A 13,748-nucleotide genomic window follows, 5' to 3' on the forward strand; every position below is an offset into this window, starting at 1 on the left:
TATGCGGACAGACCATAGGTGTCAATAAATAAAGAGCAAAAAAAGCGGCGCGATTTCCGCGCCATTACTGTCAAATCTATTGGGGAGGCTTCTTGCCAAACCACTTGACATAAATTTTTTCATACTCGCCATTTTTCTTAAGTTCGTCCATGGCTTTGTTGATTTTATCAGTCAACTCGGTGTTTTTCTTGGCAACAGCAATTCCATACTCCTCAGAGTTAAGCGGTTCGCCTACAATCTTGGCATCTTTACTGCCAGCCTGAGCAATGTAATATTCGTTAACAGGCAAATCATTAACAACGGCATCAACGCCGCCACTGTTAAGCTCAATAAATGCCTCTGGCGCGTTATTAAACTCCCGCACTTTGACGTCTTTAATCTTTTTAGCTTCGCTGGCACCAGTAGTCCCGATTTGCACAGCAATCCGTTTACCTTCCAGATCTTTAAAAGTCTTTAACGTGTTGTTATCGGCTTTGACAACCATGGACAAACCAGACTTATAATATGGCTTGGAAAAGTTAACCTTTTTCGCCCGTTCATCAGTAATGGTCATACCAGAGATCGCCGCATCAATATTGCCAGCTTCCAACGCCGGAATCAGGCCATCAAAGCCCATACTTTGCACCTGGACTTCTACCCCCATCTGCTTGCCGACAGCCTTGATCAGATCCATATCAAAACCAACATAGTCTTTGGTCTTTTCATCCTGGAATTCAAACGGTGCAAACGTGGTTTCAGAACCAACCTTAAGCACCTTGCCTTTACCCTGATCAGCCTGTTTTGCTGACTGTTGACCACCACAGCCTGCCAACCCAAATACCAATACAAACATAGCAACCACCGATAAAGCAATCAGTTTTTTTGACACCTATGTACCCCTCCCTTTAATCAGTAAAAACTTCTCCGTAAATAATTATACGAGTATGTGCATAATTAAACAAGAGGGTTACTATGTATACATTTTAATGGACAAGCAAAAACCCGGAATATAAATATCCCGGGTAGGTTTGTCTCATTTTATTATATATATTATTGCTCTTTTTTAGCGATAAAGCAGTCACGGCAATAAATAGGACGATCATTGCGAGGTTTAAATGGCACTTGAGTAACTGCACCACATTCGGCACATATTGCCTCATGCATTTCCCGTGGGGTTGTCTGCGCGTCGCCGCCATCACGACTGCGTCTTCTGTTACCCCGACATTCACGACAACGAGCAGGTTCATTTTCAAAACCTTTTTCTGCGTAAAACTCCTGTTCCCCTGCTGTAAAAACAAAATCTTTTCCACAGTCCTTACACTTAAGAGTTTTGTCCTGAAAAGCCATTAATGAAATCCCCTCACCTTAAGAAATTAAAAACCACTGCTTAGCCGACCTGGTCTTTGACCCCACACTCGCCTGCTGGAAGGGTCGCTACTAAGAAATCAATCTCCTCACTACTGCTTCTCTCGATCAATATATATGTATCATTTTCTGGATCGGCAGGACTTACCTCTAAGCCGCACCATGCTCAAAGCCGCTTTGGGCTTCTTACGTGGGTCGTTTCGCCTGCGACTGGCATCGACTTTCAACCACAGACCTAAGCAAATTGGTTCTTATATTAAATTATAGGAGTGCATAAGGAAAAAAGCAAGCACATATTTTTTGGATAATCGCAAAATTGGTTAAATATTCCTATTTTGCATCATAAACAACACAGCTTCCTCGCAAGGCTTTTAGTGACTATGCGAACGTGTTATGCTATAATAAAATAATGATGTACCATGGTGCGAAAGGGTGGTGTGGCAATGGAAAAAATCCTCCAACAAATCCTCGACGGGCAGCAGGAACTGTTCAAAGTCCAGGAACAATTGCTTAAAGGCCAGGATCAACTATTCAAAGTCCAGGATCAACTGCTTAAAGGCCAGGATCAACTATTCAAAGTTCAGGAGCAACTACTCAAAGGCCAAGAGCAACTATTCAAAGGCCAAGAGCAACTATTCAAAGGACAAGAGCAACTATTCAAAGGACAAGAGCAATTGTTCAAAGGCCAAGAACAATTATTCAAAAGTCAAGAGCAACTGTGTACTAGGATCGATAAGCTTGAAGAAAAAGTAGATGGCATAGCAATTACTCTCCAAGAAAATGTGGATATGACCAAGGGATTAAAACACTGGACAGAGGAACTTGATGCCCAGGTTCAGAGCCTCGGACATGCCATGGCCAAGCTAGAAGGGAAAGTCAATCAGGTTGATGAGAAAGTGGACACCCTTGCCGACCGAATGGACAGCTTAGAACGAAAAGCAACCCGTATTGATGCCAATGTATATTCAATGGCTGGCGATGTATCATTCCTACTGCGCAAAGCCAGCGAACATGACGAAGTTATGCGGCATCTAACCCGGGCAAAATAGATAAGCAAAGCGCCTACACCGTTCAACGGGTAGGCGCTATATTTTTAAAATGAGCCCCCTTACAGCCCACGCACCCCCATTATTGTACTTCCAAACGTTGTTCCATGTCCATCTGCCAATTGGCTAATAACACTTGATGTTGTAAAATACGTTCATAAATAGCAATAGCCAGCGGTTCATTATAAGTATGGACTGTCAGATTGCGGTCATCAGCCATTTTCAATGCCAACATGGCTTCTGTTTCATCTAACAATCCTATTTCACGGCAAGCACGAATCACGCTTTTAGGCGAAGCCAAATCAATTCCTTCTACCGCACGCAAATAGGCTTGAGCCGCCTTCCAAACAGCTTCAAAAGCAAATTCAAAGCGTTGAATAATTGCATCTCTTTCCAAATCACTGGGATTTGGCAATTGAACAGCCTCCTATAACCGCGAATTTGCCCGGGCAGCAACCGCTAATCTTTCTCTTAGTCTTTCCATACTATGCCTTCTTTCCGCACTTTGGCCGCAAGTATTTTTGCCGCTTCCGCCAAATCAACCACATCAACGCGATAAGGAATCGCTGATTCTTCGAGCGCCTCACGCAACCGGACTAATTTTTCTAAATGTACCCCGTCTATGCTATCCACAGCAATATCAATATCAGAAGATAGGTGCTCTTCGCCCCGCGCCCATGAACCAAACAAATACACTGTAACAGGCTCATCACCAATTTCAGTCAACACAACCTGCCTGACCATATCCAAAATCTGCTGCCGCGCTATGCTTCCCATAGCAACCTCCCCTGATAAAGCTTTGATTTACCTCTAGCCGTAACATGATAAATCGCACCTTTATAATTTACTCTCTGCTTTCCCGCCATAAATATCTCTCATCAGGCAAACATCACTTTATTATTCCATATAATACCACAGCACAACGCAAATCGCAAAGTCTAACCCCTACTTGATGTTTTTTATATGACTGGGAATCTATTATATGCTACAATAAAGCAAAATAACGCGATACAACAGCAAAGGAGTGGTGGACATGGAGAACATGATCAAACCGTTGCTTGAGGGGCAGAAACAACTGTTTACCGAATTCAAGCAAATTACCACTAGGCTGGATGGTATTGATGTTGCGCTAAAGGAAAACACTGACGTTACCATGGGGTTAAGGCACGGAAGGCTATTGAATAAGATGAGGCCTATTGTCTGAGAAAAACGAGATAGCACCTATCAGGCTGCCTGGTAGGTGCTTATTTGGTGTTATTAGGAGTTCGAGGATATAATAAATAACTTCGCGGTTGGGGGTAAATGCGCTCATCGGCCACTTCTTTCATGAGCTCCATCTGCAAATCGAACCGCCAAATCGCAGTCCTATGACATTACTGCTGGGCTGAAGAGGGATAGCAGTTCCAGTTGCCAGGCAGTAAAGGCGGGTAGTAAATGGCTGTTCAATGTTGTTTGGATGACCAATAGCTCGTTTTGTTCGTAGGCATCAATGAGTATGGTTATGGCTGTGCGGACTTGGATGGTTTTATCCAGCAAGTCCTGATTATGGTTATTGTCCAGTAATGGCGGCAAGTGGTTGGCAATAATGCCAATGCCCATTGCGGCGTCCTGGAATAGCGCTGTCGATTCTTCGAGACGCAGTTCCTCTAGTTGGGTCTGCATATGCATAAGTCCTTCTTCGATTATCGGCAGCAATGCGAGGAGTTGATAAATCACCTCACTGCGACTATCGCTATATATTTGCATAAAAGCTCACCCACATCAGTTTTTGATTAAGATGGCATATAGACCATGGTGTTAAAATCGCTGTCTTTAAGAATTTGAAATTGCAAGGCCGGACCCCATCTAGCCCGCCTACCACTTACAGTAGTTTAGTGTAATTTCTTTTTCCTGAAAGAATTCTTCGAATCTCTACCATTCCGCCGTCAATAACGTAAAATATCAAGTAATCGTTTACAATCCAAATTTTATATCCTTTAAGAACTAGTCGCCGATTTTTTGGAGTTAGCCCCATAAGCGGAATGTCCTCTAACCTCAAAATACTCTGTCCAAGTTCATCAGTCTCTTCAATTTCCGAAGTTTTATTTCTCAAATCAGAGATTGGACGAATAACGGGCATAACTCTCACCTCCATTTTATCATAAAATTGATAAAATTTACACGTCATACTTATCTACGAGTGCAAAAATCGAATACCTCCATTCCAGAAGTCACCAGCACCATGAACACCTCTTTCGGCAATGGTTCCCATTCCGAAGAATCACGATGCCTGTGCCCAGTCCCACTCATCCAAGATAGTGCCTCTGGGCTGATAATTTGCGATATTGCCTGCTACTAGGATGAATAGGCTACTAAAATGCATTACTTCATTGTTTAGAAACACAAATCGCAAGGCCGGACCCCGAAGAGTCAGGATATATTTAATAAATTGGAAATATTTACGATATATTTATTGGAGGCGATTGATATCATGACTATTTCCAAAGTGGCAACAAGTAGCAGCTTGGGTACTACTAATAAATCTAATAGTGCAGTTGAAGCATTGGAAAAGCAAAAGGCAGAATTGTCTAAACAGATTGCGGAAGTAAAAGCCAGTAAGCAAGATAGTAAAACAAAGGCAGAAAAAATTAAGAATCTCACTACTCAAATAGCAGATATTGATCAGCAGATCATTCAGGCGAATTTAGATGCTAAGCAACGAGAAATAAAAGAAGCCCAGGAAAAAGCTGCGGAAAAAGCAGAAATTAAAAAATACGAACGCGAGACAGACGAAAATAATCAAGGAGTCATATTGTCTCCCAGTTTGAATAAATTACTCGCTGCAAGTAAAAATAGTTCAGAATTAAAAACCATGGACAATGCACGTAGAAAGCTAAACGCAGAAACGTCCATTGCCCAAACTCAAATCAAATATGCCGTTCATGGTAGCATCCAATATCAATTGGATGTCATTATTAGTACTTCGAGTAAACTTTCTAAGCTCGAAAGCGACATGGCACTAAAAATGGAAAAAGTCCAGAAGGACCTAAAGAGCTCCGTAAAATTGGGGATAAAAGAAGCGGAGAATACGCGGAAAAACAAAGATGAAATAAAAGAAGATCGCAAAGATAATATGTCTGTTAGTAATGTAGCTGATAATGGGGATATAACAATAGAAACTGAGGCTGCTCCTATTGCTGATACACGTGATTCCAAGAGCATTCCAGAATATCCTGAAGATAAAAAGGACAAAAAAAGAAACCAGGAATCCACGTTAGTTGATGTAATGATTTAAATGGACAATCTTCAACAAGCAATGCTAAAGGGACTCAATGTTACCATAAAGAGGACGGTAACATTGAGTCCCTTTTTTACATTCAAATCGCAAGCCCTAAACCCCCTACTGCCCAGACCTAACCTCTATTTCAGCAGTTCCAGAATCATCTCCGACTGTTTATTAGCTTGAGCTAATATAGCGTTAGATGCTTGTGACAACACAGAAATTTTTGCATATTCCACCATTTCTTTGGCTACATTGGCATCACGAATTAGCGACTCCGCAGCCTGCAAATTTTCTCCTGATTGAGTTACATTGCGATAAATGGCTTCAAGCTCATTTCGTATGGCCCCTGTCAGCCCGCGAGCAGAACTAACCATGTTTATAGCATCATCAACTGCTTGGATAGCCTGGTCTGCTCCACTACGAGTGGTCAAATCCAATCTTTCTATACCGAGAATTTCCAGATTCATCAGAAGCTGTGTTCCTGATGCCAACTTATTTCCCGAATTCGCTCCGACATGAAAATTTAGAGCGACACCGCCTTTATACGTGATATCATACGGTCCTGGATAAAATACAACATAGGAAGCGCTGCCGCCTACACCGTCAATCGCAAAATTACCGTTTTTGCCTGGTGAATAGGTTAGTGTCAAAACTGATTTATCCCCAGATGGCGTACTAACACTTTTAAGGGCAGCAGACATAAGTAAGTTTTGTGCTTGCAGCTTTTCATTTATCATACTTACCAAACTATCTGCAGTGTATTCTCCTTCATCCAGTGTTATTGTTTTCCGTTCAATTACACCATCATTATGAAGGTCAAAAGCAAGCTTATCATTTGTTCCGGCTGCAATAATTACTCCGCCATTCAAATCTGCACGGCCGTCGATATAGGTATCTGACGCACTTGGTGTAATAAGGCTGGCGTAAGTGTAATACTGTTGAACATTACGAAATAGTGTATTTACTGAATTACCTGAAACGGAATTTATCGTTGTAGTCGTACCAGTCGTCTTTGAATGAAGTTCTAAGTATGACGAATACTGACTCGCAACGATATCACTGCCTATACCCTCATTTGATAGCTTTTTATTTATCTCTGCCACCAAGTCCGCCTGTGTGTATGTTTTGGCATCCAGCACAATAGAATGATCTGCGTTATTAACTCTCACCGTTAACGCATCGTTAACCCCTGCACTGATAGTAACATTGGTAACAGTAGCCGCACCATATACATGGCAGGGAGAAGCCGCAGCACCTGAGTACTGACTCACAGGCATTGTCGTACTCATGAGTGTAGACAGAGCATTGCCGCCAAAATTATTTAATGAATACGGAAAAAGCGGGATTCCTCCACCAGCTTTTTTGTGTTCAAATTCCAACTGGTTAGAACCATAATACTGTGCCGTTACATCCATGCCAGTTAACCCTGTATTAATTGCCGACAACAAAGCATTAGCGTTATACCAGCCTGCACCAAGCGTAATTGTTTTCGCTTCGCCGTCCAGGTTAAACGTTAATGTATCATTATATCCTGCTACTATCTGCACACCATTACTCAGTGAAGTCTGCCCTATTGCTGTCGCATGATTCCCGGCCAGTGGCGTCGAATTTCCTTCTACAAAATAGTATGTTCCCGGATATATAGCAGGCCCGGAGCCTGCCAGCCCCATAAGAGTATATGCTGCGCCACCTGTTACCGTGCCGATTTCCCCTGCGCCTGGACCAGTATACTCCAGACGCAAAGCAGTACCAGACGCTTTGGCAGTAGCGGTAATACCGTTACTGCCAAACACATCATTTAAGTGATCTAAAATTCCGGCTTGCGTATAAGTGCCGGAACTTAAAGTTACGGTATAGGTAGTACCACCAACATTAAGGCGCAAAGTATCATTGTGTCCTGCCTCAATAGTAATACCGGCTGCAAGTGATTTATATCCGGTAATCGCAGCGGCATAGCCATCTGAACCGCCGACTATAGTTTCATTATATGTATAAGAAGTTAGTTGATCCAATATGACCGACCGGGCTGTTCCGCTTAATTGATCCAGGGTGTATCCTGCACCGCACTTATTATGCTGGAGTTTCAGGCGCCCTGATACAGTAGTAGCCGTAGCATCAATGTTATTATCCGCAAAATAGCCATTTAATGCGTCTAATATACCTTGTTCAGTATACGTACTATCAGCCAAGGTTAGTGCAACATCTGTGTATACGCCATTACTCCCTATGCGAAAGGCTAATGCGTTATGCGAACTATCGATAATTACTCCGTCAGATATATTTTCTGCACCAAAAATAGCAGCACCGGAAATATAACCGGGCTTGCTATTGTCGTAAATAATAGAAGTATACGCAAGCGGCGAATCTATCGCAATCATCGAACCACCGAAACTATCCAGCAGTTTGGTGGGCGAAGAATAGACCAGACTATCTCCTTCAAACTGAACCGTTACGTCAGTACCGGCCGTTTTAAATTTGTCATTCAGTTTGTCCACAAGCTGCTCTGCAGTGTAATTGCCAGCTTCCAGAGTAATTTCATATTGCGCATCACCCCAGCGAAATGTCAATCTGTCATTTTTACCAGCTACTACATTGAGCCCATATTGCCGTATTACCGTATCGCCTGGTAATACTCCCGGAATCGGTGTTTTTATACGCTTGATATCTTGAGCAAAAATATCGATTGTATTAAACTCGGCTGAACTAAATATCTTCTTTAAGTGTTCCTGAATTTGCAGAACCTCTTCCTGAATTGCCTCACGATCACGTTTGTTTAAAGTATCATTAGCCGCCTGCACCGCAAGCTCCCGCAGCCTTTGAAGCGGCGGAGTATGGATGCTGCTAAGATAGCCCTCCGCAGTATCCATATAGCTAATTCCATCCTGAATATTTCTAGCCGCTTGTGCGAGACCGCGGATTTGCGCTCGCATCCGTTCACTAATACTAAGTCCGGCCGCATCGTCCGCCGCATTATTAATTCTTAAACCAGAAGATAATTTTTCCAGAGAACCAGTAGTTTTCCGTTCATTCTTACTTAGTTCTTTAAATGCATTAAGGCCAAGAATATTATTACAAATTATCATGCAAGGTACCTCCGAAAAGCTTTTACAAAGCCGTATCGTAAATATATATCGTCTATTCATTAAATAATGATTAACTCGGTTTTTGCGAGTATTTTTCATTCTAGGACCATTTTCTCACGTTATAGGACTTTAGTACTATAATGCCACTAATAGCTAATTTTTTCACAATATCATTTAGAGGGTATTGGCGATTCTTATCGAAAATACTAGTAATTGTAATCTGATCGGAGGAACATGATGAAAATCAGTCTCTGCATGATAGTAAAGAATGAAGAAGATTTATTAGCGAAATGCTTGCAGGCCATAACCAAACAAGTCGATGAGATTATTATTGTTGATACCGGCTCCACAGATAAAACCAAAACTATCGCCAATCAGTTTACTGATAAGGTTTATGACTTTACCTGGTGCAATGACTTTGCAAAAGCCAGAAACTTTTCGATTGGTAAAGCCTGCCATGACTGGGTTTTCATACTGGATGCCGATGAAATCGTGACCGAGTTTAGCCGTAACATTTCAAAGTCACTAATCCACGCAGGAGAAACAACGGTAGGTAGAATAAAACGAATAAATTATATTGAAGACAAGTGGGGCCCAACACGCCATATAGAACGAATAAGCCGGGTATTTAACAGGAACTTTTATCACTATGAAGGTATTATTCATGAACAAATCGTTCAAAAGAGTGGAAGCGATTCCTACAAAACCATTCCTCTCAATATTACTGTTGACCATGTTGGCTATGCCAAAGAAGTACTAAATAGAACTGGCAAACTGGAGCGCAATATCACTTTATTACAACAAGCAATTGCCGCTAATCCTGCCGATCCGTATCTGCACTACCAACTTGGCAAATCCTACTACTTAGCAAAAGATTACGACCAAGCGCACAATAGCTTTGAGATGGCTCTGTCTTTACCACTGGATTATGCCTACGAGTATGTCCAGGATCTTGTCGAAACTTTTGGATATACCCTGATCAATAGCGAAAAGTACAAGCAAGCACTCGAAATTGAAAAATTCAGCTCATATTATCATCATTCGCCTGATTTTAATTTTCTTATGGGATTAATATATATGAATAATGCCCTATTTAGCAAAGCTGTCGAAAATTTTCTACTATGTATAGGATCTATAGAAGGAAAAATCCAAGGCGTCAATTCTTATTTGGCAAATTACAATATTGGCGTTATTTATGAAATTTTGGGGTATCGTAAAGAAGCCATCGGCTATTATAAACAATGCGGCAACTATGAGCCGGCAAAAATAAGGCTAGCCTCTTTTAAACAGTAAGTGTCAAGCCAAGCTCACAAGAATATAGTCCGCAGCAGGTATAAGAAAACCGCTACTTGTCCATCACAGACAAATAGCGGTTTCCTATTTCCTCAAACAATCCGGATTAACATGGTAGAAGCGATCTGCCCCCTTGCTAATCCGCTTTTTTATCCAATGCCTAATCCGCGCTAATACTCCCACTTCTATAAGCGGGTGAGTAAAGACAATTTTTATCTTAATTTTTAACTAAAATAGCCATATAAGGCATTGTATTAAAATTTGAAGACTTTAATAGCTGGGATATATTTTGCAAAAAAGCTACATTATGAGAAATCATTTTAGCAAACGACTGAATGAGTATAATTACATGTTCTGCACTAAATTTATCTTTATGTAATCCTGACATGCCAATCAGCAACATCTTAATCATGGAATATTTAACAACAAACATTACATAATTATCAAAAATAGACTGTTGCCCCATAAATGGGAATATGCTCGTAAAAGCATCGTTAACAAGATAATTTTCTAAAATATATTCATGTTTCTCCATATACGGTTGATAATATTTACTATATGCTTCAGTATAGTATTGACCAATTTGTTCTACTGTGTTATCAGCAGTATATTGAATCCCCTCCAGAAATTGAGCAAAACAGTTAAAATACCGTTTAGACATACCATTATCAATCCGATAATCTGCTACTTCTTTCATCAATTTCATTTGAAGGGTATATTCAGTGGGAATGGCATTCAATTCTTCTAACAAATTGCCTGTCTCTAGATACTCGAGGTAGGTAGCAATCAGTTTGGGAATGTCCTGACTATTACCTTCATGAACATGCTGCTCTAGACTCCGGCAAAACAGACCCAAAATAACCAGCCGCTGCCACAGCTTATAATTACGGTTTTGCAATAAGGCAATAATAAAAATGCGTAAATCCCAGAAATAGCGAAGAGCCGGATGACTAAACATGCCATTGTTGGTTTCAATCACACAAGCATGCACATTGCGAATCTTCGTGTCTTCTACCCCTTCCTCAAAGGCCATGAGTTCAGGATTTAATAACACAATTCGGGCAGCTTCCGGACATGATACGGACAATGCCGTCTCAGCTACCCCACTTATCAGATTTGTCACACGGGGATAGGTGGCGCAGACCAATGATAAATATTCTTCACCCAATTGGCGTTGGAGCGAACAAAGTATATCCTCATCTAAGAGCGGGCACACTCCGTCCTCATTTAGTCTAATTTTGGCATAATTAACATCGCTGGGATCAGTACGGACGCGAGATACGCAAGCTTTTAACCGCTTTCGCAACTCTTTATTCGGACACTCGCGATACTTTTTATAAGTGTCCTTGTCAATCCCGATGCGCCAACCAGCACAACAAGTGTCTTCACAGTTAGTCCCAAGACACTGAAACTTTTTCATATACTCTGGTTGAAGAATTTTACGAGTCTTATTGGACATATGAATAAATCCCTCCTTATTGTAAGAATGACTAAGGCTTTTGCGAACGTTCTGAAGGACTTAACACAGCCCAAGTCGTCTTTTGTTCCATCTACAACCTGACAAAATCCAATGGCAGCCTAGTCACCTGGAAACCGATGCGTGGCTCATTATATAAGGCTAGCGTTATTTTTGATCCACTCTGTGGTCTTAGCAATACCCGTTTCTAAATCATACGTTGGCTGCCACCCTAGCAGTTTATTGGCCTTAGTAGAATTGCAAAGCAATTTCATTATCTCACTTTGGGGATGGATATGCGGCAAATGCTTAATTTTAATTTCATCCTTAACAATGAGCTTCGCCAACTCATTAATCGTAACATCCCGCCCTAGTCCGGCATTAACAATCTCACCATTAACTGCCTCATTATAGCCACATTGAACCACAAAGGAAGCGCAATCCTCTACATACAGAAAATCCCTGGTTTGTTCGCCACTGCCATAGATGCCCAAGTCCTTACCAGCCAAACTATTTTTAATAAAGATGGCAATTACACCGCCTTCCCCGCCGGTTTTCTGGAATGGACCATAAGTATTAAAAGGACGAACAACAACGGCCGGCATACCATAAGCATACCAGTATGACAAAACCATATTTTCTCCGGCAATTTTACTGCCGGCATAAGGTGAAGCAGGCTTAACCGGGTGCAATTCGGTAATTCCTGTTGCGTCATTAGCACGGTCATATACCATACAAGTACTCATAAAAACAATCTTAGTATTATATTTTTTACATTGCTCCAAAACATTAAAGGTACCAGTTACATCATTTTCAAAAGTAGTACGCGGATCATCAATACTATCCTGCACATTAATACTTGCGGCTAAATGATAACAAATATCAAAGCGATTGAGGAAAAGTTTATTTAAAAGTTCCACATCTCTAATGTCACCTTTAATAAACTCTTTTAGTTTAGCATCCTCTTTAAACTCTTCAATGTTTTCCTGTCGCCCATTAGATAAGTCATCAAGAGCCCACACATCGTGACCGTCTTCTAGCAGTCTTTTCACTACCCAACGCCCAATAAATCCGGCTCCGCCAGTAACTACTATTTTCACGCTACTTTTCATTCCTTTCCAGAACGGTTTTTACGCTATATATCACATCTTGTACGTCTTGATTTGTCATCTTGGGGAAAATAGGCAGACTTATAATACTACTATATAACTCTTCGCTGTAATCACATTTTACTTTATGGTAGCCGTTCTGCTGATAATAAGGATGTTTGTATACAGGCAGATAATGCACATTCACGCCAATATTTTCGCTGCGGAGCGCATTAAATATTTCTTTCCGGCCACATTTGAGCTTCTCTAAATTCAGTCGGATAACATATAAATGCCAACTTGAACTACAACCGTCTTGCTGGAAAGGCACTGTCAGACCCTTTGAATCTTTGAACGCAGCTGTGTACATATCAGCAATTTCACGACGCCTTTGCAAAAACTTGTCTACCTTTTTAAGCTGACTAAGCCCCAAGGATGCTTGGATATCGGTCATCCTGTAATTATAGCCCAATTCAAGCTGTTCATAATACCATGGGCCTTGATGATCCAGCATCATAGCATCATCCCTGGTAATGCCGTGACTTCTGAACAGCAGCAGTTTCTTATATAAAACTTCATTATTGGTAGTGATCATGCCACCTTCCCCAGTGGTAATATGTTTTACAGGGTGAAAGCTAAATGTCGTCATATTGGAAATGCCGCCAATCAACTTTCCCCGGTACTCGGCGCCAACCGCATGAGCGGCATCTTCGATCACTGTCAAATTGTACTCTTTTGCAATTTCGTCAATTTCATCCATAGCGCACGGCTGTCCGGTAAAATGTACAGGTATTATGGCTTTCGTTTTGGCAGTAATCTTTTTGCGGATTTCTCGGGGATCAATATTATAGGTAGCCACATCAATATCAGCAAAAACCGGAGTTCCTCCACAATAGAGAACCGCGTTCGCAGAAGCGGCAAACGTTATGGAAGTAGTAATAACCTCATCGCCTGATTGGATTCCGGCTGCAAAACACGCTGCATGCAGAGCTGCAGTGCCGTTAGATATAGCTACGGCATACTTCGCGCCGACGTATTGGGCGAAAGTCTTTTCAAACTCAGAAATCTTAGGCCCGGTTGTTAAATAATCTGATTTTAGCACTGCAACTACAGCGGCGATATCATCCTCATCAAGCCACTGCTTACCATAAGGTAAGAAAGTTTCTCTCACAACTT

14 protein-coding genes are annotated in these 13,748 nt (G+C 41.4%); 4 read left to right on the forward strand and 10 right to left on the reverse strand.

Annotation, left to right across the window (positions count from 1 at the left end):
• Nucleotides 1-76: 76 nt before the first annotated feature.
• Together ACZ449_RS14665 and ACZ449_RS14670 are read right to left on the reverse strand one after the other, a co-directional pair.
• Nucleotides 77-868: a basic amino acid ABC transporter substrate-binding protein gene (locus ACZ449_RS14665; RefSeq protein ID WP_464261710.1), complete on the reverse strand. Its 792-nt coding sequence runs from the start codon at nucleotides 866-868 to the stop codon at nucleotides 77-79.
• 161 nt (nucleotides 869-1,029) lie between these two features.
• On the reverse strand, nucleotides 1,030-1,326 hold the full coding sequence (locus ACZ449_RS14670) for a zinc-ribbon domain containing protein (protein ID WP_464261711.1): 297 nt from the start codon (nucleotides 1,324-1,326) through the stop codon (nucleotides 1,030-1,032).
• 461 nt (nucleotides 1,327-1,787) lie between these two features.
• Here ACZ449_RS14670 and ACZ449_RS14675 point away from each other — a divergent pair, with 461 nt between their 5' ends.
• On the forward strand, nucleotides 1,788-2,393 hold the full coding sequence (locus ACZ449_RS14675) for a hypothetical protein (protein ID WP_464261712.1): 606 nt from the start codon (nucleotides 1,788-1,790) through the stop codon (nucleotides 2,391-2,393).
• Between the two features lie 79 nt (nucleotides 2,394-2,472).
• On the opposite strand, the gene ACZ449_RS14680 is transcribed toward ACZ449_RS14675, so the two are convergent.
• Nucleotides 2,473-2,805 (reverse strand): HI0074 family nucleotidyltransferase substrate-binding subunit, encoded by a 333-nt coding sequence (locus ACZ449_RS14680; protein WP_464261713.1) that lies wholly within the window; start codon nucleotides 2,803-2,805, stop codon nucleotides 2,473-2,475.
• Nucleotides 2,806-2,861: 56 nt separating this feature from the next.
• Nucleotides 2,862-3,167, reverse strand: a complete 306-nt coding sequence (gene mntA / locus ACZ449_RS14685) for a type VII toxin-antitoxin system MntA family adenylyltransferase antitoxin (RefSeq protein ID WP_464261714.1) — start codon at nucleotides 3,165-3,167, stop codon at nucleotides 2,862-2,864.
• 256 nt (nucleotides 3,168-3,423) lie between these two features.
• On the opposite strand from mntA, the gene ACZ449_RS14690 reads away from it, so the two are divergent.
• Complete coding sequence (locus tag ACZ449_RS14690) at nucleotides 3,424-3,594, forward strand: hypothetical protein (RefSeq protein WP_464261715.1); 171 nt, start codon at nucleotides 3,424-3,426, stop codon at nucleotides 3,592-3,594.
• Nucleotides 3,595-3,755: 161 nt separating this feature from the next.
• On the opposite strand, the gene ACZ449_RS14695 is transcribed toward ACZ449_RS14690, so the two are convergent.
• Both ACZ449_RS14695 and ACZ449_RS14700 read right to left on the reverse strand, forming a co-directional pair.
• The gene (locus ACZ449_RS14695) at nucleotides 3,756-4,136 is read right to left on the reverse strand and encodes a DUF8042 domain-containing protein (RefSeq protein ID WP_464261716.1); all 381 of its coding nucleotides are present in this window, start codon (nucleotides 4,134-4,136) and stop codon (nucleotides 3,756-3,758) included.
• Between the two features lie 115 nt (nucleotides 4,137-4,251).
• Entirely contained in the window at nucleotides 4,252-4,509 is a 258-nt protein-coding gene (locus ACZ449_RS14700) for a type II toxin-antitoxin system RelE/ParE family toxin (RefSeq protein WP_464261717.1), read from the reverse strand.
• A 351-nt stretch (nucleotides 4,510-4,860) separates the two neighbouring features.
• Here ACZ449_RS14700 and ACZ449_RS14705 point away from each other — a divergent pair, with 351 nt between their 5' ends.
• Nucleotides 4,861-5,664, forward strand: a complete 804-nt coding sequence (locus ACZ449_RS14705) for a hypothetical protein (RefSeq protein WP_464261718.1) — start codon at nucleotides 4,861-4,863, stop codon at nucleotides 5,662-5,664.
• A gap of 125 nt (nucleotides 5,665-5,789) precedes the next feature.
• On the opposite strand, the gene ACZ449_RS14710 is transcribed toward ACZ449_RS14705, so the two are convergent.
• Nucleotides 5,790-8,735: a flagellin N-terminal helical domain-containing protein gene (locus tag ACZ449_RS14710; protein WP_464261719.1), complete on the reverse strand. Its 2,946-nt coding sequence runs from the start codon at nucleotides 8,733-8,735 to the stop codon at nucleotides 5,790-5,792.
• 234 nt (nucleotides 8,736-8,969) lie between these two features.
• On the opposite strand from ACZ449_RS14710, the gene ACZ449_RS14715 reads away from it, so the two are divergent.
• A complete protein-coding gene (locus tag ACZ449_RS14715; protein ID WP_464261720.1) occupies nucleotides 8,970-10,028 on the forward strand; it encodes a tetratricopeptide repeat-containing glycosyltransferase family 2 protein in 1,059 nt (352 codons plus the stop codon).
• Between the two features lie 217 nt (nucleotides 10,029-10,245).
• On the opposite strand, the gene fliB is transcribed toward ACZ449_RS14715, so the two are convergent.
• The 3 genes from fliB to pseC all read right to left on the reverse strand — a co-directional run bounded on the left by fliB (nucleotide 10,246) and on the right by pseC (nucleotide 13,743).
• A complete protein-coding gene (fliB, locus tag ACZ449_RS14720) occupies nucleotides 10,246-11,487 on the reverse strand; it encodes a flagellin lysine-N-methylase (RefSeq protein ID WP_464261721.1) in 1,242 nt (413 codons plus the stop codon).
• Nucleotides 11,488-11,636: 149 nt separating this feature from the next.
• Complete coding sequence (locus ACZ449_RS14725) at nucleotides 11,637-12,584, reverse strand: dTDP-glucose 4,6-dehydratase (RefSeq protein WP_464261722.1); 948 nt, start codon at nucleotides 12,582-12,584, stop codon at nucleotides 11,637-11,639.
• Nucleotide 12,585: 1 nt separating this feature from the next.
• Complete coding sequence (gene pseC / locus ACZ449_RS14730) at nucleotides 12,586-13,743, reverse strand: UDP-4-amino-4,6-dideoxy-N-acetyl-beta-L-altrosamine transaminase (RefSeq protein WP_464261723.1); 1,158 nt, start codon at nucleotides 13,741-13,743, stop codon at nucleotides 12,586-12,588.
• Between the last annotated feature and the right edge of the window lie 5 nt (nucleotides 13,744-13,748).

This window comes from Desulfosporomusa polytropa (genome assembly GCF_055380075.1).